Below are 21,617 nucleotides of genomic sequence, written 5' to 3'. Positions count from 1 at the left end.
AGTGCTTAGTCGAGGATCTTTGCCACGACGCCGGCGCCGACGGTACGGCCACCTTCGCGGATAGCGAAGCGCAGGCCTTCTTCCATGGCGATCGGGGCGATCAGCTTGACGGTGATCGACACGTTGTCACCCGGCATGACCATTTCCTTGTCCTTCGGCAGCTCGATCGAGCCGGTCACGTCGGTGGTACGGAAGTAGAACTGCGGGCGGTAGTTGTTGAAGAACGGGGTGTGACGGCCGCCTTCGTCCTTCGACAGGATGTACACCTCGCCGGTGAAGTGGGTGTGCGGCTTGATCGAACCCGGCTTGCACAGCACCTGGCCGCGCTCGACGTCTTCACGCTTGGTGCCGCGCAGCAGCAGGCCAACGTTGTCGCCGGCTTGACCCTGGTCCAGCAGCTTGCGGAACATTTCCACGCCGGTGCAGGTGGTCTTCACCGTCGGCTTGATACCGACGATTTCGATTTCCTCACCGACCTTCACCACGCCGCGCTCGATACGGCCGGTCACCACGGTGCCGCGACCCGAGATCGAGAACACGTCTTCCACAGGCATCAGGAAGGTACCGTCAACGGCACGCTCCGGCGTCGGGATGTAGGTGTCCAGCGCGTCGGCCAGGTTCATGATGGCCACTTCGCCCAGCTCGCCCTTGTCGCCTTCCAGCGCCAGCTTGGCCGAACCCTTGATGATCGGGGTGTCGTCGCCGGGGAACTCGTACTTCGACAGCAGCTCGCGAACTTCCATCTCGACCAGCTCGAGCAGTTCAGCGTCGTCCACCATGTCGCACTTGTTCAGGAACACGATGATGTACGGCACGCCAACCTGGCGGGCCAGCAGGATGTGCTCACGCGTTTGCGGCATCGGGCCGTCAGCAGCCGAGCAAACCAGGATCGCGCCGTCCATCTGGGCGGCACCCGTGATCATGTTCTTCACATAGTCAGCGTGGCCCGGGCAGTCAACGTGCGCGTAGTGGCGGTTGGCCGTTTCGTACTCGACGTGCGCGGTATTGATGGTAATACCGCGTGCCTTTTCTTCCGGCGCTGCGTCGATTTCGTCGTACTTCTTGGCGGCACCGCCAAACTTGGCTGCCAGCACCGTGGCAATCGCTGCGGTCAGCGTGGTCTTGCCATGGTCAACGTGACCAATCGTACCAACGTTCACGTGCGGCTTGGTCCGCTCGAACTTTTCCTTTGCCATTTCTTAACTCCTGATAGGAATGCAGTCTTGTTGTTTCATCGCGCCGCCGCACCGGCAGGCGCGGCGGCAAACTTCCAATTACTTGCCCTTGGCCGACATCACGGCTTCGGCGATGTTCTTCGGTGCTTCAGCGTAGTGCTTGAATTCCATGGTGTACGTGGCGCGGCCTTGCGTGGCCGAGCGCAGCGACGTGGAATAACCGAACATTTCCGACAGCGGGACTTCGGCCTTGATGATCTTGCCGCCGCCCACCATGTCGTCCATGCCCTGCACGATGCCGCGGCGGGACGACAGGTCGCCCATCACGGTACCCGTGTAGTCTTCCGGCGTTTCCACTTCCACGGCCATCATCGGCTCGAGCAGAACCGGGCTGGCCTTGCGCATGGCTTCCTTGAAAGCCATCGAGCCGGCCATGCGGAACGCGTTTTCGTTCGAGTCCACGTCGTGGTACGAACCGAACGTCAGCGTGACCTTCACGTCCACCACCGGGAAGCCAGCCAGGATGCCGTTCGGCAGCGTGTCGACGATACCCTTTTCGACCGCCGGGATGTATTCGCGAGGAATCACACCGCCCTTGATGGCGTCGATGAACTCGAAGCCCTTGCCCGGCTCTTGCGGCTCCAGCGTGATCACAGCGTGACCGTACTGGCCGCGGCCGCCCGACTGCTTGACGAACTTGCCCTCGACGCCTTCAGCCGTCTTGCGAATGGTTTCGCGGTAAGCCACCTGCGGCGCGCCGATGTTGGCTTCCACGCCAAATTCGCGCTTCATGCGGTCGACCAGAATTTCGAGGTGGAGCTCGCCCATGCCCGAAATGATGGTCTGACCCGATTCTTCATCGGTACGCACGCGGAACGACGGATCTTCAGCGGCCAGGCGGTTCAGGGCGATGCCCATCTTTTCCTGGTCAGCCTTGGTCTTCGGCTCGACAGCCTGCGAGATCACCGGCTCCGGGAACACCATGCGCTCGAGCACGATCGGTGCAGCCGGATCGCACAGCGTGTCGCCCGTGGTGGCGTCCTTCAGACCCACCGCAGCGGCGATGTCGCCGGCCAGCACTTCCTTGATTTCTTCGCGCTGGTTGGCATGCATCTGCAGAATACGGCCGAGGCGTTCCTTCTTGCTCTTGACCGGGTTGTACACGGTGTCGCCCGAATTGATCTTGCCCGAGTACACGCGGAAGAAGATCAGCTGACCAACGAACGGGTCGGTCATGATCTTGAACGCCAGTGCCGAGAACTTTTCGTTGTCGTCAGCCTTGCGCTCGAGCTTCTTCTCGCTGTCGTCCTCGTCCGTGCCCGTAACCGGCGGAATGTCGACCGGCGACGGCAGGAAGTCGATCACGGCGTCGAGCATGCGCTGCACGCCCTTGTTCTTGAACGCGGTGCCGCACAGCATCGGCTGGATTTCGCAGGCGATGGTACGGTCACGCAGCGCCTTGACGATCTCGGCGCGGGTCAGCTCTTCGCCGCCCAGGTACTTTTCCATCAGCTCTTCGCTGGCTTCGGCGGCAGACTCGACCATCTTCTCGCGCCATTCGTCAGCGGTGGCTTGCAGCTCGGCCGGGATGTCCTGGTATTCGAACTTCACGCCCTGGCTGGCTTCGTCCCAAATGATCGCCTTCATTTCCAGCAGATCGACGACGCCCTGGAAGCCGTCTTCAGCGCCGATCGGCACCACGACGGGCACCGGGTTGGCCTTCAGGCGGGTCTTCAGCTGGTCGTAGACCTTGAAGAAGTTCGCGCCGGTACGGTCCATCTTGTTGACGAACGCCAGACGCGGCACCTTGTACTTGTTGGCCTGACGCCAGACGGTTTCCGACTGCGGCTGCACGCCACCCACTGCGCAGTACACCATGCACGCGCCGTCCAGCACGCGCATGGAACGCTCCACCTCGATGGTGAAGTCCACGTGTCCCGGGGTGTCGATGATGTTGAAGCGATGCTCGGGGTAGTTGCCGGCCATGCCCTTCCAGAAGGCGGTGGTCGCAGCAGACGTGATGGTGATGCCGCGCTCCTGCTCCTGCTCCATCCAGTCCATGGTGGCCGCGCCATCATGGACTTCACCGATCTTGTGGTTCACACCGGTGTAGAACAGGATGCGCTCGGTCGTGGTGGTTTTACCCGCGTCAATGTGAGCCGAGATACCGATATTGCGGTAGCGCTCAATGGGAGTCTTACGAGCCACTTTAATCCTCTATTCGTCCGTGAGGCGCCGGCATCTCATGGCCCGCGCCCCTAACACAAACGGGCGAGATGTGTAAAAACACAGCCCGCCCGGCAACCAACAAACGCTATCGCGCGCTTAGAAGCGGAAATGCGAGAACGCCTTGTTGGCTTCGGCCATGCGGTGCACTTCGTCACGCTTCTTCATTGCGCCGCCACGGCCTTCCGATGCTTCCAGCAGCTCACCTGCCAGGCGCAGCGCCATCGACTTCTCGCTGCGTTTCTTCGCGGCCTCGCGCAGCCAACGCATCGCCAATGCCAGACGACGCGACGGACGGACTTCGACCGGAACCTGATAGTTGGCGCCGCCCACGCGACGGCTCTTCACTTCCACCACCGGCTTCACGTTGTTGATGGCAACGGAGAACACTTCGATGGGGGCCTTGCCTGCCTTCTTTTCGATCTGGTCGAACGCGCCATAGACGATACGTTCGGCAACCGACTTCTTGCCGTCCAGCATCAGCACGTTCATGAACTTGGCAACTTCAACGTTGCCGAACTTCGGATCAGGCAGAACATCCCGCTTGGGGACTTCACGACGACGTGGCATCTTCTTTCCTTTAGATTCAGTTGAGAGCGTGGTCAGTTTTTCCCGCTCTCCGGCCACCAACTAGCTTGCATGCGATAGACAGCAAATTCGCCGGGTGACCACTTACTCGACGGCACGGTTGCCAAAAAGGCGCTCCGTTGTACCGCCGCCTGGTGACAGCACCATGACTCGCGCCACAGGCTATCGTTTGTTGCTTCGGGTCTTTCCGACCCAGGCTGCTATAGCTTAGGCTGCCTTCGGACGCTTCGCGCCGTACTTCGAACGAGCCTGCTTGCGGTCCTTCACGCCTTGCAGGTCGAGCGAGCCACGGACGATGTGGTAACGCACACCCGGCAGATCCTTCACACGGCCGCCGCGGATCAGCACGACCGAGTGTTCCTGCAGGTTGTGGCCTTCACCGCCGATGTACGAAATCACTTCGAAACCGTTGGTCAGGCGCACCTTGGCAACCTTACGCAGTGCCGAGTTCGGCTTCTTCGGCGTCGTGGTGTACACGCGGGTGCACACGCCACGGCGCTGGGGGCAGTTCTCAAGCGCCGGGCTCTTGCTCTTGACGACTTCAGAGACGCGCGGCTTGCGAACCAGTTGGTTGATAGTTGGCATTGTTCAATCCAGCTTGGTTTGACGAAAAACGCCCCTCGCACCGGCATGCACCGAAATGGAGAGGCAACTACGGGTTTTGGGCGGGAGAGATGAGCGGACGCGCTCTGGAGACGGGACTGTGCGGTAACAGCATGCCAAAGAGCGCGAGCCGGCACCCGGATCCCGCGTCTGCCGCCACCGGTCCATGGGAACCCAGTCCGGAAGGCTTGCCGGCCGCGGCCTAAAGGCCACTTCTCCGACGGGCGAGCGAAATCCAAAGCCAAAAACTCGAATCTGGCATCCTAGCAGGGGAATCGTATACCGTCAAGCCGTATACCCGACCCGGGACGCGCTGACGCTGCCCTCGGTCAGACCCCGCGGAGCGCTTCCAGGATGGACTGTCCATAGCGCTCCAGTTTGGAGGCACCGATCCCGGGAATGCCCTGCATCGCCGACAGGGAGCCCGGCGCGGTCCGGGCCAGCTCCGCCAGCGTTGCATCGTGGAAGATGACATAGGCCGGCACGCCGTGCTCGCGCGCGGCCTCGGTGCGCCAGCGGCGCAGCGCCTCCCAGTTGGCCAGCATGTCTGCGTCCATGTCCGCGGTGTGGTCGGTGCGGGTGCCGCGTGCGGCACGCTCGCCGGACTTGCCCGGCTTGGTGGCCTGGCGGCGCAGGATGATCTGGCGCTCGCCCTTGAGCACCGCGCGCGCGTCCTCGCCCAGCAGCAGCGCGCCATGCCCGCCATGGTCGATGGTCAGCAGACCCTGGGCGATCAGCTGGCGGAACACCGTATGCCATTCATGCACCGAGCGGTCCTTGCCGATGCCGAAGGTGGACACCTTGTCGTGCCCCCACTGGCGGATCTTCTCCGAGCTGTTGCCGCGCAGCACGTCGATCAGGTGGGTGGCGCCGAAGTGAACCCGGCTCGCCTGCGCGGTGCGGTACACGCAGGACAGCGCCATCTGCGCCTCGCGCGTGCCGTCCCAGGTGGCCGGCGGCTCCAGACAGGTGTCGCAGTTGCCGCAGGGTTCGCTGGCCTCATTGAAATACGCCAGGATACGCACGCGCCGGCAGCCTGCGGTCTCGCACAGGCCCAGCAGCGCATCGAGCTTGGACGACGACACGCGCTTGAAGGCGTCGTCCGCCTCGGACTCGTCGATCATGCGCTTCTGCTGCACCACGTCGCCCAGGCCGTAGGCCATCCAGGCATTGGCCGGCAGGCCGTCGCGGCCGGCGCGCCCGGTTTCCTGGTAGTAGCCTTCCATGCTCTTGGGCAGGTCCAGGTGGGCGACAAAGCGCACGTCGGGCTTGTCGATACCCATGCCGAAGGCGATCGTCGCCACCATCACCAGCCCTTCTTCCTCGCGGAAGCGGGCCTGGTGGTGCTGGCGCACCTGGGCATCCATGCCGGCGTGGTAGCCCAGCGCATTGATGCCCTGTCCGCTCAGCCACTGCGCCGTGTCCTCCACCTTCTTGCGTGACAGGCAATAGACGATGCCGCTGTCATGGGTGCCGTCGGCCGCGGTGTGCTCGGCCTTGATGAAGGCCAGCAGCTGCTGGCGCGCATTGTCCTTCTCGACGATGCGGTAGCGGATATTGGGCCGGTCGAAGCTAGAGATGAAGACGCGGGCGTTGTCCAGCGCCAGCCGCTCGATGATCTCGTTGCGCGTGAGTGCGTCGGCCGTTGCCGTCAGCGCGATGCGCGGCACGTATGGGAAGCGCTCGTGCAGCACCGACAACTGGATGTACTCGGGGCGGAAGTCGTGGCCCCACTGCGACACGCAGTGCGCTTCGTCGATGGCAAAGAGCCCGACCCGAATGCGCTCGAGCAAGTCCTGGAAGCGTGGCGTCATCAGCCGCTCCGGCGCCACGTAGAGGATCTCGATGCGCCCGGCCAGCAGGTCGCGCTCGACCGCCGAGGCCTCGGCTCCGGTCAGCGTCGAATTGAGCACTGCGGCGCGCACGCCGGCTTCAGTCAGTGCCGCGACCTGGTCCTGCATCAGCGCGATCAGCGGCGACACCACGATGCCGACGCCGTCGCCGGCACGCTGGCGCAGCAGCGCCGGGATCTGGTAGCACAGCGACTTGCCGCCGCCGGTCGGCATCAGCACCAGGCAGTCGCCGCCCGTCGCAACGTGGTCGATGATCTCGGCCTGGCGCCCACGGAAGGCGTGGTAGCCGAACACATCTTTGAGGATCGCCAGCGCGTGCGACATAGACAACGGAATTGCTGAAGCCGGAAAAGCCGTAACCATACCACTAAGGGGGCCGCTTCCGTGCCCGCCGGGCTAACAGTCCGAACATTCTCACGACAGGGCCGGCTGCGGGCGGAAAGAAAAAAAGCCCGGCTGGATCAGCCGGGCTTTCGGGCCACCTTGCGGCGGCAAACAGCTTACTGCGATCAGGCGTTGTCGCCTTCGCCTTCGGTCGTCGCCTGCACCACCGGCGCCGGCTCGATGAAGAGCGACTGCTCTTCTTCGGCGATCGCCTGGGCGCGTTCGCGCTCGGAGGCCTCGCGCGCCTTGCGGGCGCGGTGGTAGGCCAGGCCGGTACCGGCCGGGATCAGACGGCCGACGATCACGTTTTCCTTCAGACCACGCAGGTCGTCGGTCTTGCCCATGATCGCGGCTTCGGTCAGCACGCGCGTGGTTTCCTGGAACGATGCCGCCGAGATGAAGCTGTCGGTCGACAGCGACGCCTTGGTGATACCGAGCAGCAGGTTCTCGTACGTGGCCGGACGCTTGCCTTCGGCGATCACGCGGTCGTTCTCGTCGAGCAGTTCCGAACGCTCCACCTGTTCACCCGGGATGAACTTGGTGTCGCCCACGTCGGCGATCTGCACGCGGCGCAGCATCTGACGAACAATCACTTCGATGTGCTTGTCGTTGATCTTCACGCCCTGCAGACGGTACACGTCCTGGACTTCGTCCACGATGTAGTGCGCCAGCTCTTCGATGCCCTTCAGGCGCAGGATGTCGTGCGGGTCCGCCGGACCTTCCACGATCATTTCACCCTTGTTCACCACCTGGCCGTCGTGCACCAGCACCTGCTTTTCCTTCGCGATCAGGAACTCGTGGGCATTGCCGTCCAGGTCGGTGATGACCAGGCGCTGCTTGCCCTTGGTGTCCTTGCCGAACGAGGTCGTGCCGGTGACTTCCGCCAGCACGGCGGCGTCCTTCGGCGAACGCGCTTCGAACAGCTCGGCCACTCGCGGCAGACCACCGGTAATGTCGCGGGTCTTCTGCGACTCGGTCGGGATACGCGCGAGCACTTCACCCACGTGCACCTGCTGGCCATCCTTCACGGTAATCAGCGCGCCGACCTGGAAGCCGATGGTCACGGAGTGGTCCGTGCCCGGGATCTTCACTTCCTGGCCGTTGGCGTCGAGCAGCTTGACCTGCGGGCGGATGCCCTTGGTTGCAGCCGTGCGGCGCTTGGCGTCGATCACCACCAGGGTCGACAGGCCCGTCACTTCGTCCATCTGCTTGGCGACGGTCACGCCTTCTTCGACGTTCTCGAACTTGGTCGTACCGGTGTATTCCGAAACGATCGGGCGAGTCAGCGCATCCCACGTGGCCAGCTGCGTGCCAGCCTTGATGGCCTGGCCGTCCTGCACCAGCAGCGTGGCGCCGTACGGGATCTTGTGGCGTTCGCGCTCGCGGCCGTGGTCGTCGGTGATCAGCGCCTCGCCCGAACGCGAGATGACGATCAGTTCGCCCTTCGCATTGGTGACGTAACGCATGGTCGCCGTGAAACGCACGGTACCGGTTGCCTTGGCTTCCACGCTCGATGCCACTGCCGCACGCGATGCCGCACCACCGATGTGGAACGTACGCATGGTCAGCTGCGTGCCCGGCTCACCGATCGACTGAGCGGCAATCACGCCCACCGCTTCGCCGGAGTTCACCAGCACGCCGCGGCCCAGGTCGCGGCCATAGCACTTGCCGCACAGGCCGTAGCGCGTGTCGCACGACAGCGGGGTGCGGACCTTGACTTCGTCCACGCCGATGTTGTCGATCAGCTCGACCAGGTCTTCGTCCAGCAGCGTGCCGGCTTCGATCGCGGTCTCCTGGGTTTCAGGGTTGACCACGTCGGCCACGGTCACACGGCCGAGGATACGGTCGCGCAGGGCTTCGATCACTTCACCGCCTTCGACCAGGGCCTTCATGGCCACGCCGTTGGAGGTGCCGCAATCGTCCTCCACCACGACCAGATCCTGCGTCACGTCGACCAGACGACGGGTCAGGTAACCCGAGTTCGCGGTCTTCAGTGCCGTATCGGCCAGGCCCTTACGGGCGCCGTGGGTCGAGATGAAGTACTGCAGAACGTTCAGGCCTTCACGGAAGTTCGCCGTAATCGGCGTTTCAATGATCGAGCCGTCCGGCTTGGCCATCAGGCCACGCATACCGGCCAGCTGGCGGATCTGCGCTGCCGAGCCCCGTGCACCCGAGTCGGCCATCATATAGATGGAGTTGAACGACTCTTGCTTCACGGTCTTGCCTTCGCGGTCGACCACGTCCTCGTGCTGGAGCTGCTCCATCATCGCCTTGCCCACCTGGTCGCCGGCGGCGCCCCAGATGTCAACGACGTTGTTGTAGCGTTCCTGGTCGGTCACCAGACCCGACATGTACTGCTTGTCGTATTCCTTCACCTTGGCCGAGGCCTCGGCGATGATCTTTTCCTTCTGCGGCGGCACCAGCATATCGTCGATGGCGATCGAGATACCGGCACGGGTAGCCAGGCGGAAGCCCGACTGCAGCAGCTTGTCGGCGAAGATCACAGTCTCGCGCAGGCCGCACTTGCGGAACGCGGTGTTGATCAGGCGCGAGATTTCCTTCTTCTTGAGCGGCTTGTTCAGCACCGAGAACGGCAGCCCCTTGGGCAGGATCTCGGACAGGATCGCGCGGCCGACCGTGGTGGCCTGCAGCGTGATCTTGGGTGCGAAACGGGCGTCGCCCTCGGCGTCCTTGTCGACCAGCTCATACTCGGTGATACGCACGTTCACGCGCGAAGCCAGTTCGACTTCCTTGTTCTCGTAGGCGCGAATCACTTCGCTGATGTCGGCAAAGGTCATGCCCTCGCCGCGGCCGTTGATCTTGTCGCGGGTCGTGTAGTACAGACCCAGCACCACGTCTTGCGACGGCACGATCGACGGATCGCCGTTGGCCGGGAACAGCACGTTGTTGGAGGCCAGCATCAGGGTGCGGGCTTCCATCTGCGCTTCCAGCGACAGCGGCACGTGGACAGCCATCTGGTCACCGTCGAAGTCGGCGTTGAACGCCGCGCAGACCAGCGGATGCAGCTGGATGGCCTTGCCTTCGATCAGCACCGGCTCGAACGCCTGGATACCCAGGCGGTGCAGCGTCGGCGCACGGTTCAGCATCACCGGGTGCTCGCGGATCACCTCTTCGAGGATGTCCCACACCACCGGGGTCTGGCTTTCGACTTCCTTCTTCGCCGCCTTGATGGTGGTGGCGATGCCCATCGTTTCCAGCTTGTGGAAGATGAACGGCTTGAACAGCTCGAGCGCCATCAGCTTGGGCAGGCCGCACTGGTGCAGCTTGAGCGTCGGGCCCACCACGATGACCGAACGGCCCGAGTAGTCGACGCGCTTGCCCAGCAGGTTCTGACGGAAACGGCCGCCCTTGCCCTTGATCATTTCGGCCAGGGACTTCAGCGGACGCTTGTTGGCACCGGTCATCGCCTTGCCGCGACGGCCGTTGTCCAGCAGCGAGTCAACCGCTTCCTGCAGCATGCGCTTTTCGTTGCGCACGATGATTTCAGGCGCTTTCAGCTCCAGCAGGCGCTTCAGGCGGTTGTTACGGTTGATGACGCGGCGATACAGGTCGTTCAGGTCCGAGGTCGCGAAGCGGCCGCCGTCCAGCGGCACCAGCGGACGCAACTCGGGCGGCAGCACCGGCAGCACTTCGAGGATCATCCACTCGGGCTTGATGCCCGAACGCTGGAAGGCCTCGAGCACCTTCAGGCGCTTGGCGAACTTCTTGATCTTGGCTTCGGAGCCGGTGGCCTGCAGCTCGGCGCGGATCTGTTCGATCTGCTTCTCAATGTCGATGCCGCGCAGCAGTTCACGGATGCCCTCGGCACCCATCATGGCGACGAACTCGCCCTCGCCGTACTCGTCGCACTTCGCCAGGTAGTCGTCCTCGGACATGATCTGGCTCTTCTTGAGCGGGGTCATGCCGGGTTCGATCACCACGAATGCTTCAAAGTACAGCACGCGCTCGATGTCGCGCAGCGTCATGTCCAGGACCATGCCCAGGCGCGACGGCAGCGACTTCAGGAACCAGATGTGCGCGGTCGGCGCGGCCAGTTCGATGTGGCCCATGCGCTCGCGGCGCACCTTGGCCAGCGTCACTTCAACGCCGCACTTCTCGCAGATCACGCCACGGTGCTTCAGGCGCTTGTACTTGCCGCACAGGCACTCGTAGTCCTTGATCGGGCCAAAGATCTTGGCGCAGAACAGGCCGTCGCGTTCCGGCTTGAAGGTACGGTAGTTGATCGTTTCCGGCTTCTTCACTTCGCCGTACGACCACGAACGGATCTTCTCGGGCGAGGCCAGGCCGATCTTGATCGCGTCGAACTGCTCTTCCTGCTGTACCTGCTTAAAGAGATCGAGCAATGCTTTCATTGCAACTCCTTGTTTCGCCACCGCCCCGGAGTTGGTCCGGGTCGATGGCATTCATCCTGTGGGAAATCCTTCGCCTGTAGTGTCGACAGGGAGCCGGCCGCAACCGGCTCCCCTCACCTGCCCGATCAGTAGCGATCGAGGTCGATGTCGATACCCAGCGAGCGGATTTCCTTCACCAGCACGTTGAACGATTCCGGCATGCCGGCATCGATCGAGTGCTCGCCCTTGACGATGTTCTCGTACACCTTGGTACGGCCGTTCACGTCATCGGACTTGACCGTCAGCATTTCCTGCAGCACGTACGACGCGCCGTAGGCTTCCAGTGCCCAAACTTCCATCTCACCGAAACGCTGGCCACCGAACTGGGCTTTACCACCCAGCGGCTGCTGCGTCACCAGCGAGTACGGGCCGGTGGAACGCGCGTGCATCTTGTCGTCGACCAGGTGGTGCAGCTTCAGCATGTGCATCACACCCAGCGTGACCGGACGCTCGAACGCTTCGCCGGTGCGGCCGTCGAACAGCGTGACCTGCTGCTTGGAAGCGGTCAGGCCCTTCTCCTTCGCGATCTCTTCCGGATAGGCGAGGTCCAGCATGCGGCGGATTTCGTCCTCATGCGCACCATCGAACACCGGCGTCGCGAACGGCACGCCCTTCTTCAGGTTCTCGGCCAGCTCCAGGACTTCCGAATCCGACAGGCTGTCGAGGTCTTCGACCTTGCCGCTCTCGTTGTAGATCTGCGTGAGCAGCTTGCGCACTTCGGCTGCCTTGGCTTGCGCCTTCAGCATGTTGCCGATGCGCTCGCCCAGGCCGCGCGCGGCCCAGCCCAGGTGGGTCTCGAGAATCTGACCCACGTTCATCCGCGAAGGCACGCCCAGCGGATTCAGCACGATGTCGGCAGGCGTACCGTCGGCCATGTAGGGCATGTCTTCGATCGGGGTGATCTTGGACACGACACCCTTGTTGCCGTGACGGCCGGCCATCTTGTCGCCAGGCTGCAGGCGGCGCTTGACGGCCAGGTACACCTTGACCATCTTGATCACGCCCGGCGGCAGTTCGTCGCCCTGCGTGAGCTTCTTGCGCTTCTCTTCGAAGGCCAGGTCGAACTCGTGGCGCTTCTGCTCGATGGCTTCCTTGACGGCTTCCAGCTGGGCAGCCAGTTCTTCGTCGGCCGGACGGATGTCGAACCAGTGGTACCTGTCGATATCCGCCAGGTATTCCTTGGTGATCTTGGCACCCTTGGCCAGCTTCTTCGGACCGCCATTGACGGTCTTGTCGATGAGCAGGCGCTCCAGACGCTGGAACGCGTCGCCTTCCACGATACGCAGCTGGTCGTTCAGGTCCAGGCGGTAGCGCTTCAGTTCGTCGTCGATGATCGACTGGGCACGCTTGTCGCGCGTCACGCCTTCGCGGGTGAAGACCTGGACGTCGATCACGATGCCGCTCATGCCCGAGGGCACGCGCAGCGAGGTGTCCTTCACGTCCGAAGCCTTCTCGCCGAAGATCGCGCGCAGCAGCTTCTCTTCCGGGGTCAGCTGGGTCTCGCCCTTCGGCGTGACCTTGCCAACCAGCACGTCGCCGGCTTCGACTTCAGCGCCGATGTAGGTGATGCCCGACTCGTCCAGGCGAGCCAGCTGGGCTTCGGCCAGGTTCGAGATATCGCGCGTGATTTCTTCCGGTCCCAGCTTGGTGTCGCGGGCAACGACCGACAGCTCCTCGATGTGGATCGAGGTATAGCGGTCTTCGGCCACCACACGCTCCGAGATCAGGATCGAATCCTCGAAGTTGTAGCCGTTCCACGGCATGAACGCCACCAGCATGTTCTGGCCCAGTGCCAGCTCGCCCAGGTCGGTCGAGGCGCCGTCGGCAATCACGTCGCCGCGGGCAACGTGGTCGCCGACCTTCACCATCGGACGCTGGTTGATGTTGGTGTTCTGGTTCGAGCGCGTGTACTTGATCAGGTTGTAGATGTCCACGCCGACTTCACCGGCAACGGCTTCGTCGTCGTTCACGCGGATCACGATACGCATCGCGTCGACGTAGTCGACCACGCCGCCACGCATCGCCTGCACGGCCGTACCCGAGTCGACCGCAACGGTGCGCTCGATGCCGGTGCCGACCAGCGGCTTGTCCGGACGCAGGCAAGGCACGGCCTGGCGCTGCATGTTCGCGCCCATCAGTGCACGGTTCGCGTCATCGTGTTCCAGGAACGGAACCAGCGAGGCAGCGGCCGACACGATCTGCGACGGCGCCACGTCGATGTACTGCACGCGGTCCGGCGTGACCATGCGGGTTTCACGCTCGGAGCCTTCACGCGCCGACACCAGTTCGTCGGTCAGGTTGCCGTCGGCGTCAACGGTCGCGTTGGCCTGCGCCACCACGTACTTGCCTTCCTCGATCGCGGACAGGTAGTCGACCTGGTCGGTCAGCTTGCTGTCGACCACCTTGCGGTACGGCGTTTCCAGGAAGCCGTATTCGTTCAGGCGGGCATACAGTGCCAGCGAGTTGATCAGACCAATGTTCGGACCTTCCGGCGTTTCGATCGGGCACACGCGGCCATAGTGGGTCGGGTGCACGTCACGGACTTCAAAGCCGGCGCGCTCGCGCGTCAGGCCGCCCGGGCCCAGTGCGGAGACACGGCGCTTGTGCGTGATCTCGGACAGCGGGTTGGTCTGGTCCATGAACTGCGACAGCTGCGACGAACCGAAGAACTCGCGGATCGCCGACGAGATCGGCTTCGAGTTGATCAGGTCGTGCGGCATCAGGTTCTCGGTCTCGGCCTGGCCCAGACGTTCCTTGACGGCACGCTCCACGCGCGACAGGCCGGCGCGGAACTGGTTTTCGGCCAGTTCGCCGACGCAACGCACGCGACGGTTGCCCAGGTGATCGATGTCATCGACCTCGCCCTTGCCGTTGCGCAGGTTGACCAGGATCTTGATGGTCTCGAGGATGTCCTCGTCCTGCAGCACCATGGCGCCTTCGCCGCTGGGGCGGCCCAGGCGGCTGTTGACCTTCATGCGGCCAACGCGCGACAGGTCGTACGACTCTTCGCTGTAGAACAGGCGCTGGAACAGCGCTTCCACGGCTTCCTCGGTCGGCGGCTCGCCCGGGCGCATCATGCGGTAGATCGCGATACGCGCAGCGGTCTGGTCGGCGGTCTCGTCCACGCGCAGGGTCTGCGACATGTACGGGCCCTGGTCCAGGTCGTTGGTGTACAGGGTCTGGATCTGCTTGACGCCGGCTTCGCGCAGGTTCTCGAGCAGGGTTTCGGTCAGCTCGTCGTTGGCGTTGGCAATCACCTCGCCGGTATCCGGGTCGATGATGTTCTTGGCCAGCACGCGGCCCAGCAGGTAGTCTTCCGGCACGCTGATCAGCTTGGTGCCGGCCGAATCCAGGTCGCGGATGTGCTTGGCGTTGATCCGCTTGTCCTTCTCGACCACCACGCGGCCGTTCTTGTCGGCGATGTCGAAGCGCGCGACTTCACCGCGCAGGCGCTCGGGCACGAACTCCAGCTGCGCGCCTTCGGCCTGCAGCGTGAAGTTGTCGAACACGAAGAAGTGCGCGAGGATCTGTTCCGGGGTCAGGCCGATCGACTTCAGCAGGATCGTCACCGGCATCTTGCGGCGGCGGTCGACGCGGAAGTACAGGATGTCCTTCGGGTCGAACTCGAAGTCCAGCCACGAACCGCGGTAGGGGATGATACGTGCCGAGAACAGCAGCTTGCCCGAGCTGTGGGTCTTGCCCTTGTCGTGCTCGAAGAACACGCCCGGCGAGCGGTGCAGCTGCGAGACGATGACACGCTCGGTGCCGTTGATGACGAACGAACCCGTGGAAGTCATCAGCGGGATTTCGCCCATGTAGACTTCCTGCTCCTTCACTTCCTTGACCTTGCCCGGGTTCTCGCGATCGTTGATGATCAGGCGAACCTTGGCACGCAGGGCCGAGTGGAACGTCAGGCCACGCTGCTGGCATTCCTTGACGTCGAACGGCGGATTGGACAGGTGATACGAGACGAACTCCATACGGGCAAGCCCGTTATGCGAGGAGATCGGGAAGATTGCGTTGAAAGCGGCCTGGAGGCCTTCGGTCTTGCGACGCGCGGTCGGCGTTTCCGCTTGCAAGAACTGAGTGTAGGATTCAATCTGGGTGGCAAGCAGGAATGGAACCTGATGTACCGTCGCGCGCTTCGCAAAGCTTTTGCGAATGCGCTTCTTTTCGGTGAAGCTGTACGCCATGGGATCTCCGAATCATCGCAGGGCTGGCTGGACCTGGCCGGACCTGAGGTGTTCAGCGACTGGGAGGGGATTTGGCGGTTGGCCGCTACCAACCTCTGGCTGACGGTGTCCGCACGCTGCGGGCGGTGTGGTCGTCGCATCAAGCGCAACGCCTGTACTCGCCCGGGGGACACCCGACCAAACTTGTCTTCTGCAGTCGGTTCAGAAGACAAACATCAGCAGCAACCACTTAGTGTGCCACTGATGTTTGGCCTCTGCTGAGACTCCGGCATGCCCGAGGGCATCGAGACTCGCAAACATCACTTTTTGTTGCGAAGAGTGCTTCTCAAAACACTTTCGCACAAGCGCAAAAAGGCTGGCGCCGGGAATTTCCCTTTGCCAGCCCCATCCGCGTGCCGAAAGGGCACGCGAGCAATGGCTTACTTGACGTCGACCTTCGCGCCAGCGTCTTCCAGCTTCTTCTTGGCTTCGGCAGCAGCAGCCTTGTCCACGCCTTCCTTGACGGGCTTCGGTGCGCCATCGACCAGGTCCTTGGCTTCCTTCAGGCCCAGGCCGGTGATTTCGCGAACAGCCTTAATCACGCCAACCTTGTTGGCGCCGACTTCGGCCAGGATCACGTTGAACTCGGTCTGCTCTTCAGCAGCGGCGGCACCGCCGGCGCCCGGGGCAGCAGCCACAGCCATGGCAGCAGCCGACACGCCAAACTTCTCTTCGAACGCCTTGACCAGGTCGTTCAGTTCCATCACGGACATCGCGCCAACGGCTTCCAGGATGTCGTCTTTGGTGATTGCCATTTGAAATACTCCTACTAGATTTGATTCGGTATCGGTAATGCGATCTTTCGATGCGAGGCCTGGATTGCCTTAGGCGCCAGCGGCTTCCGCTTCCGCGGGAGCGCCTTCGGCGTTCTTGGCAGCCAGTGCAGCCAGCAGACGGGCGAAGCCCGACACCGGTGCCTGCATCACGCCCAGCAGCTGAGCAATCAGTTCGTCGCGGCTCGGGATCGAGGCCAGCGCCTTCACGGCGGCAGCGTCGAGAACCTTGCCGTCATACGACCCGGCGCGCAGGACCAGCTTGTCGTTGGTCTTGGCGAAGTCGTTCAGAACCTTGGCCGACGACACTGCATCTTCGGAAATACCGTAGATCAGCGGACCGGTCATCTGCTCTGCGAGGCTTGCAAACGGCGTACCTTCGACGGCGCGGCGGGCCAGCGTGTTCTTCAGAACACGCAGGTACACGCCTTGCTGACGTGCGGTGGAACGCAGCTTGGTCAGATCGCCAACCGTAATGCCGCGATATTCGGCCACGACGATGGTCTGGGCCTTGGCGACTTGCGCCGAAACCTCAGCAACGACGGCCTTCTTATCTTCAATATTGAGTGGCACGGTTAAGCTCCAAAATGACGCTAGCCCTCCGGCAATACCGGAGTCTTCACGTCAGCACAAACGAACGGCGTCCGATTGGCCCGAATCACCCGGGACAGGCCCGGATTCATCAATCCCTTCGGGTGCGCCATCTGCGCTGGCTGCCCGGGGTTGGTCATGCACGGCACCTGGCCCTGCTTGTACCTCCCGGCCGATTAAGCCCGCATGCCTGACTGCGGTCATGTGGACACCAGCGGTCTTTGATAACCAGCGGCGACTGCCTGAACACAACGTGTCCGGCTGCCGCCACTGCCCAAAGCCTTGCTCCCTGTCCTTGTGCTGCCGCTTGGCAGAACCAGGTCCGGAGCCGATCCCCGCTTACGCCAGGATCTTCAATTCGCGGCCGACCGGTGTTATCGGGTCCGGTCAGCCCATGCCGTCAGCTCAGGCCGACAGCGAAGCTTGTTCCACGCGCACGCCAACGCCCATGGTGGACGAGACAGCGATCTTGCGCAGGTACACGCCCTTGCTCGTAGCCGGCTTGGACTTCACCAGGGCTTCCAGCAGTGCGGACAGGTTGCTCTTCAGCGCTGCGTCGTCGAACGAGCGGCGGCCGATGGTGGCGTGGATGATACCGGCCTTGTCGACACGGAACTGCACCTGGCCAGCCTTGGCGTTCTTCACAGCCTGGGCCACGTCGGGCGTCACGGTACCGACCTTCGGGTTCGGCATCAGGCCGCGCGGGCCCAGGATCTGGCCCAGCGTACCGACGATACGCATCGTGTCCGGCGAAGCGATCACGACGTCGAAGTTCAGGTTGCCGGCCTTGACTTGCTCGGCCAGGTCTTCCATGCCGACGATGTCAGCACCGGCGGCCTTGGCGGCTTCGGCCTTTTCGCCCTGGGCGAACACAGCCACGCGAACCGACTTGCCGGTACCTGCGGGCAGCACCACCGAACCACGAACCACCTGGTCCGACTTCTTGGCGTCAATGCCCAGCTGCACGGCCACGTCGATCGACTCGTCGAACTTCGCCGAAGCGCAGCCCTTCACCAGGCCCAGGGCCTCGTCGATCGGGTAAAACTTGGTACGCTCGATCTTCGCCTTGTTGGCGGCGACGCGCTTGGAAACCTTAGCCATTTACAGACCCTCCACGGTGATGCCCATCGAACGAGCCGAACCGGCGATGGTACGCACGGCGGCGTCCAGGTCGGCGGCGGTCAGGTCAGCGTTCTTGGCCTTGGCGATTTCTTCAGCCTGGGCGCGGGTGATCTTGCCAACCTTGTCGGTGTGGGGCTTCGGCGAACCCTTGGTGATGCCTGCTGCCTTCTTGATCAGCACGGTGGCCGGGGGCGACTTCATCACGAAGGTGAAGCTCTTGTCGGCGAAGGCGGTAATCACCACCGGCACCGGCAGACCGGGTTCCATACCCTGGGTCTGGGCGTTGAACGCCTTGCAGAACTCCATGATGTTCAGACCACGCTGACCCAGTGCGGGACCAACGGGCGGGGAGGGATTTGCCTTACCAGCCGGAATCTGCAGCTTGATAAAGCCAATGATCTTCTTGGCCATCTCTACTCCAATCCGGATCGCTCTTTCGGGATGCGATCCTGTTGAGTCGTAACGCGCTGTCGCCGCACCTTCGGCACGGCCTCACGCTCCTCTTGGCGCCGCCACCGGGGCGGCGCCGTTGCCCGTTGCCGCCCTTTCAGGCCGCAACCGGCAAATTCCTTAAACCTTCTCGACCTGGCCGAACTCGAGTTCGACCGGCGTGGCACGCCCGAAGATCGTGACCGAGACGCGCAGGCGCGACTTCTCGTAATTCACTTCTTCCACGTTGCCGTTGAAATCGGTGAACGGGCCGTCCTTGACGCGCACCATTTCGCCCACTTCGAACAGCGTCTTGGGACGCGGCTTCTCGACCCCTTCCTGCATCTGGGTCATGATCTTGTCGACTTCGCGCTGCGAAATCGGGCTCGGGCGGTTGCGGGCGCCGCCCACGAAACCGGTGACCTTGCTGGTGTTCTTCACCAGGTGCCAGGTCTCGTCGGTCATTTCCATTTCCACCAGCACGTAGCCGGGGAAGAAACGACGCTCGGTGACCGACTTGTGGCCGCCCTTGATTTCCACGACTTCTTCGGACGGCACCAGGATGCGGCCAAACTTGTCCTGCATCTCGGCGCGTTCGATGCGCTCCTGCAGCGCGCGCTGCACGCTCTTCTCCATGCCGGAATAGGCATGCACGACATACCAGCGCTTCTTCGACGAAGGCGATTCCGGCGCGGTGGTTTCCTGCTGAGCGTTATCCGTCATGTGCTACCTCTTATTTCCAGCCCAGCACGAGCGAGAAGACGACCCACTCGATGAGCTTGTCAGCCGACCACAGGAACAGCGCCATGATGACGACAAAGACGAAGACCAGCCCCGTCATTTGCCCGGCTTCCTTGCGCGTCGGCCAGACGACCTTGCGAACTTCCCGATACGATTCCTTGGCGAACCCGATAAAGTCCTTGCCTGGTGCCGACACCAGCGCAACTACGATACCCAGTGCAATACCACCGAACAGTGCGGCGCCACGTACATAAGACGGTTGCTGTGCCAGTGCATAGAAACCGATGACGCCCGCAACCACCAGCAGCACCGCCACGCCAAGCATCCACTTGCCGCTGCTGGCGTTCACGGTTTCAACATTGGGATTGGCCATGTTTCGCAAACGAGACTAAGCCGCGTCACGATTGCTCTTCGCGACGCGGCTGATTGATTTGGCAGGGGCAGAGGGAATCGAACCCCCAACCTTCGGTTTTGGAGACCGACGCTCTGCCAGTTGAGCTATACCCCTAAAACAACTGTGGGGCCGGCGCTGGCGCCAACCCCTTCTGGCAACGAACGCGGCCGGTTGGTGCCGCGTTCGCTATCAAACAACTTAGTCGAGGATCTTTGCCACGACGCCGGCGCCGACGGTACGGCCACCTTCGCGGATAGCGAAGCGTAGGCCTTCTTCCATGGCGATCGGGGCGATCAGCTTGACGGTGATCGACACGTTGTCACCCGGCATGACCATTTCCTTGTCCTTCGGCAGCTCGATCGAGCCGGTCACGTCGGTGGTACGGAAGTAGAACTGCGGGCGGTAGTTGTTGAAGAACGGGGTGTGACGGCCGCCTTCGTCCTTCGACAGGATGTACACCTCGCCGGTGAAGTGGGTGTGCGGCTTGATCGAACCCGGCTTGCACAGCACCTGGCCGCGCTCGACGTCTTCACGCTTGGTGCCGCGCAGCAGCAGGCCAACGTTGTCGCCGGCTTGACCCTGGTCCAGCAGCTTGCGGAACATTTCCACGCCGGTGCAGGTGGTCTTCACCGTCGGCTTGATACCGACGATTTCGATTTCCTCACCGACCTTCACCACGCCGCGCTCGATACGGCCGGTCACCACGGTGCCGCGACCCGAGATCGAGAACACGTCTTCCACAGGCATCAGGAAGGTACCGTCAACGGCACGCTCCGGCGTCGGGATGTAGGTGTCCAGCGCGTCGGCCAGGTTCATGATGGCCACTTCGCCCAGCTCGCCCTTGTCGCCTTCCAGCGCCAGCTTGGCCGAACCCTTGATGATCGGGGTGTCGTCGCCGGGGAACTCGTACTTCGACAGCAGCTCGCGAACTTCCATCTCGACCAGCTCGAGCAGTTCAGCGTCGTCCACCATGTCGCACTTGTTCAGGAACACGATGATGTACGGCACGCCAACCTGGCGGGCCAGCAGGATGTGCTCACGCGTTTGCGGCATCGGGCCGTCAGCAGCCGAGCAAACCAGGATCGCGCCGTCCATCTGGGCGGCACCCGTGATCATGTTCTTCACATAGTCAGCGTGGCCCGGGCAGTCAACGTGCGCGTAGTGGCGGTTGGCCGTTTCGTACTCGACGTGCGCGGTATTGATGGTAATACCGCGTGCCTTTTCTTCCGGCGCTGCGTCGATTTCGTCGTACTTCTTGGCGGCACCGCCAAACTTGGCTGCCAGCACCGTGGCAATCGCTGCGGTCAGCGTGGTCTTGCCATGGTCAACGTGACCAATCGTACCAACGTTCACGTGCGGCTTGGTCCGCTCGAACTTTTCCTTTGCCATTTCGCGACTCCTGTCTCGGTAGCGATATTGCCAGTGCGTGGTATTTGGTGCCCATGGGCAGGATCGAACTGCCGACCTCTCCCTTACCAAGGGAGTGCTCTACCACTGAGCCACATGGGCGAAACTTGACGTACTACTCTGACAGCAACCGCGCGACTGGAGCGGGTGAAGGGAATCGAACCCTCGTCGTAAGCTTGGAAGGCTTCTGCTCTACCATTGAGCTACACCCGCCCGGTTCTTTCCTGCTTCTTCACCGGCACTGCCGGCTGCTGTCTTGCATTCTGGTGGAGAGGGCTGGATTCGAACCAGCGTAGGCGTAAGCCAACAGATTTACAGTCTGCCCCCTTTAGCCACTCGGGCACCTCTCCGCAGAGAACTATCGATTATGGGGCTTCTCACCTTGCCTGTCAAGCACTTTCCGTTGCGGATGCTGTACTTGGCCAGGCCAGGGAAGGCGTTCCAGCGTGGCGCTTGAACCGCCTGATCGCTCCCACAAGCGCAGTTTAGATTTCTGCGTTCTCACCCTATAGGGGCTTTCCAGCGTCGCTCCTGGAGGCTCTGAGGCCGCTCGCCACCACGAGCCGGAAAAGACAAAACCCCTCGCAGCACACGCTGTCGAGGGGTTTTGGGAATAAGAGCCTGGCGATGACCTACTTTCACACGGGAATCCGCACTATCATCGGCGCGGAGCTGTTTCACGGACCT

The 21,617-nt window shown here is 62.7% G+C and carries 15 protein-coding genes and 4 tRNA genes; 1 reads left to right on the top strand and 18 read right to left on the bottom strand.

Features of this window, described 5'->3' with window-relative positions:
- Positions 1-5: 5 nt before the first annotated feature.
- From tuf (AC3WQZ_RS25010) to rpoB, 7 genes are all read right to left on the bottom strand, one after another.
- Positions 6-1,196 carry an elongation factor Tu gene (gene tuf, locus AC3WQZ_RS25010; RefSeq protein ID WP_010810470.1) on the bottom strand — a complete coding sequence of 397 codons (1,191 nt, stop codon included), beginning with the start codon at positions 1,194-1,196 and terminating at the stop codon, positions 6-8.
- Between the two features lie 78 nt (positions 1,197-1,274).
- Positions 1,275-3,383, bottom strand: coding sequence for an elongation factor G (gene fusA / locus AC3WQZ_RS25005; RefSeq protein WP_010810458.1), 2,109 nt, complete (start codon positions 3,381-3,383; stop codon positions 1,275-1,277).
- 117 nt (positions 3,384-3,500) lie between these two features.
- The gene (gene rpsG, locus AC3WQZ_RS25000; RefSeq protein WP_010810459.1) at positions 3,501-3,971 is read right to left on the bottom strand and encodes a 30S ribosomal protein S7; all 471 of its coding nucleotides are present in this window, start codon (positions 3,969-3,971) and stop codon (positions 3,501-3,503) included.
- 225 nt (positions 3,972-4,196) lie between these two features.
- Positions 4,197-4,574 carry a 30S ribosomal protein S12 gene (rpsL, locus tag AC3WQZ_RS24995; RefSeq protein WP_010810460.1) on the bottom strand — a complete coding sequence of 126 codons (378 nt, stop codon included), beginning with the start codon at positions 4,572-4,574 and terminating at the stop codon, positions 4,197-4,199.
- A 347-nt stretch (positions 4,575-4,921) separates the two neighbouring features.
- A complete protein-coding gene (gene recQ / locus AC3WQZ_RS24990) occupies positions 4,922-6,769 on the bottom strand; it encodes a DNA helicase RecQ (protein WP_010810461.1) in 1,848 nt (615 codons plus the stop codon).
- 185 nt (positions 6,770-6,954) lie between these two features.
- Positions 6,955-11,202, bottom strand: a complete 4,248-nt coding sequence (rpoC, locus tag AC3WQZ_RS24985; protein WP_010810462.1) for a DNA-directed RNA polymerase subunit beta' — start codon at positions 11,200-11,202, stop codon at positions 6,955-6,957.
- A gap of 125 nt (positions 11,203-11,327) precedes the next feature.
- The gene (gene rpoB, locus AC3WQZ_RS24980; RefSeq protein ID WP_010810463.1) at positions 11,328-15,434 is read right to left on the bottom strand and encodes a DNA-directed RNA polymerase subunit beta; all 4,107 of its coding nucleotides are present in this window, start codon (positions 15,432-15,434) and stop codon (positions 11,328-11,330) included.
- On the opposite strand from rpoB, the gene AC3WQZ_RS24975 reads away from it, so the two are divergent.
- The gene (locus AC3WQZ_RS24975) at positions 15,315-15,695 is read left to right on the top strand and encodes a hypothetical protein (RefSeq protein ID WP_162166395.1); all 381 of its coding nucleotides are present in this window, start codon (positions 15,315-15,317) and stop codon (positions 15,693-15,695) included. The genes rpoB and AC3WQZ_RS24975 overlap by 120 nt on opposite strands.
- A gap of 158 nt (positions 15,696-15,853) precedes the next feature.
- Here AC3WQZ_RS24975 and rplL read toward each other — a convergent pair whose 3' ends face one another.
- The 11 genes from rplL to AC3WQZ_RS24920 form a co-directional block, all read right to left on the bottom strand.
- Positions 15,854-16,228, bottom strand: coding sequence for a 50S ribosomal protein L7/L12 (gene rplL / locus AC3WQZ_RS24970; protein WP_010810464.1), 375 nt, complete (start codon positions 16,226-16,228; stop codon positions 15,854-15,856).
- Between the two features lie 69 nt (positions 16,229-16,297).
- Positions 16,298-16,819, bottom strand: a complete 522-nt coding sequence (rplJ, locus tag AC3WQZ_RS24965; RefSeq protein ID WP_010810465.1) for a 50S ribosomal protein L10 — start codon at positions 16,817-16,819, stop codon at positions 16,298-16,300.
- Positions 16,820-17,242: 423 nt separating this feature from the next.
- The gene (gene rplA, locus AC3WQZ_RS24960; RefSeq protein ID WP_010810466.1) at positions 17,243-17,938 is read right to left on the bottom strand and encodes a 50S ribosomal protein L1; all 696 of its coding nucleotides are present in this window, start codon (positions 17,936-17,938) and stop codon (positions 17,243-17,245) included.
- Positions 17,939-18,370 (bottom strand): 50S ribosomal protein L11, encoded by a 432-nt coding sequence (gene rplK, locus AC3WQZ_RS24955; protein ID WP_010810467.1) that lies wholly within the window; start codon positions 18,368-18,370, stop codon positions 17,939-17,941.
- A 159-nt stretch (positions 18,371-18,529) separates the two neighbouring features.
- Complete coding sequence (gene nusG / locus AC3WQZ_RS24950) at positions 18,530-19,111, bottom strand: transcription termination/antitermination protein NusG (RefSeq protein WP_010810468.1); 582 nt, start codon at positions 19,109-19,111, stop codon at positions 18,530-18,532.
- A 10-nt stretch (positions 19,112-19,121) separates the two neighbouring features.
- Complete coding sequence (gene secE, locus AC3WQZ_RS24945) at positions 19,122-19,502, bottom strand: preprotein translocase subunit SecE (RefSeq protein ID WP_010810469.1); 381 nt, start codon at positions 19,500-19,502, stop codon at positions 19,122-19,124.
- Between the two features lie 59 nt (positions 19,503-19,561).
- Positions 19,562-19,637 (bottom strand) — tRNA-Trp (locus AC3WQZ_RS24940).
- Positions 19,638-19,721: 84 nt separating this feature from the next.
- Complete coding sequence (gene tuf, locus AC3WQZ_RS24935; RefSeq protein WP_010810470.1) at positions 19,722-20,912, bottom strand: elongation factor Tu; 1,191 nt, start codon at positions 20,910-20,912, stop codon at positions 19,722-19,724.
- Positions 20,913-20,957: 45 nt separating this feature from the next.
- Positions 20,958-21,032 (bottom strand) — tRNA-Thr (locus tag AC3WQZ_RS24930).
- A gap of 37 nt (positions 21,033-21,069) precedes the next feature.
- Positions 21,070-21,143: transfer RNA gene (locus AC3WQZ_RS24925), tRNA-Gly, on the bottom strand.
- 51 nt (positions 21,144-21,194) lie between these two features.
- Positions 21,195-21,280, bottom strand: a tRNA-Tyr gene (locus AC3WQZ_RS24920).
- Between the last annotated feature and the right edge of the window lie 337 nt (positions 21,281-21,617).

It is taken from the genome of Cupriavidus sp. FW305-26 (assembly GCF_058787975.1).
The sequence above is the reverse complement of the archived record's forward strand: the minus strand, read 5'-3'. Positions and strand labels throughout refer to the sequence as shown.

Excerpts from the sequence above, each read along its gene's own strand:
- tuf (WP_010810470.1), bottom strand. The coding sequence starts at position 1,196 with ATGGCAAAGGAAAAGTTCGAGCGGACCAAGCCGCACGTGAACGTTGGT.
- rpsG (WP_010810459.1), bottom strand. The coding sequence starts at position 3,971 with ATGCCACGTCGTCGTGAAGTCCCCAAGCGGGATGTTCTGCCTGATCCG.
- rpsL (WP_010810460.1), bottom strand. The coding sequence starts at position 4,574 with ATGCCAACTATCAACCAACTGGTTCGCAAGCCGCGCGTCTCTGAAGTC.
- recQ (WP_010810461.1), bottom strand. The coding sequence starts at position 6,769 with ATGTCGCACGCGCTGGCGATCCTCAAAGATGTGTTCGGCTACCACGCC.
- rpoC (WP_010810462.1), bottom strand. The coding sequence starts at position 11,202 with ATGAAAGCATTGCTCGATCTCTTTAAGCAGGTACAGCAGGAAGAGCAG.
- rpoB (WP_010810463.1), bottom strand. The coding sequence starts at position 15,434 with ATGGCGTACAGCTTCACCGAAAAGAAGCGCATTCGCAAAAGCTTTGCG.
- rplL (WP_010810464.1), bottom strand. The coding sequence starts at position 16,228 with ATGGCAATCACCAAAGACGACATCCTGGAAGCCGTTGGCGCGATGTCC.
- rplA (WP_010810466.1), bottom strand. The coding sequence starts at position 17,938 with ATGGCTAAGGTTTCCAAGCGCGTCGCCGCCAACAAGGCGAAGATCGAG.
- rplK (WP_010810467.1), bottom strand. The coding sequence starts at position 18,370 with ATGGCCAAGAAGATCATTGGCTTTATCAAGCTGCAGATTCCGGCTGGT.
- nusG (WP_010810468.1), bottom strand. The coding sequence starts at position 19,111 with ATGACGGATAACGCTCAGCAGGAAACCACCGCGCCGGAATCGCCTTCG.
- secE (WP_010810469.1), bottom strand. The coding sequence starts at position 19,502 with ATGGCCAATCCCAATGTTGAAACCGTGAACGCCAGCAGCGGCAAGTGG.
- tuf (WP_010810470.1), bottom strand. The coding sequence starts at position 20,912 with ATGGCAAAGGAAAAGTTCGAGCGGACCAAGCCGCACGTGAACGTTGGT.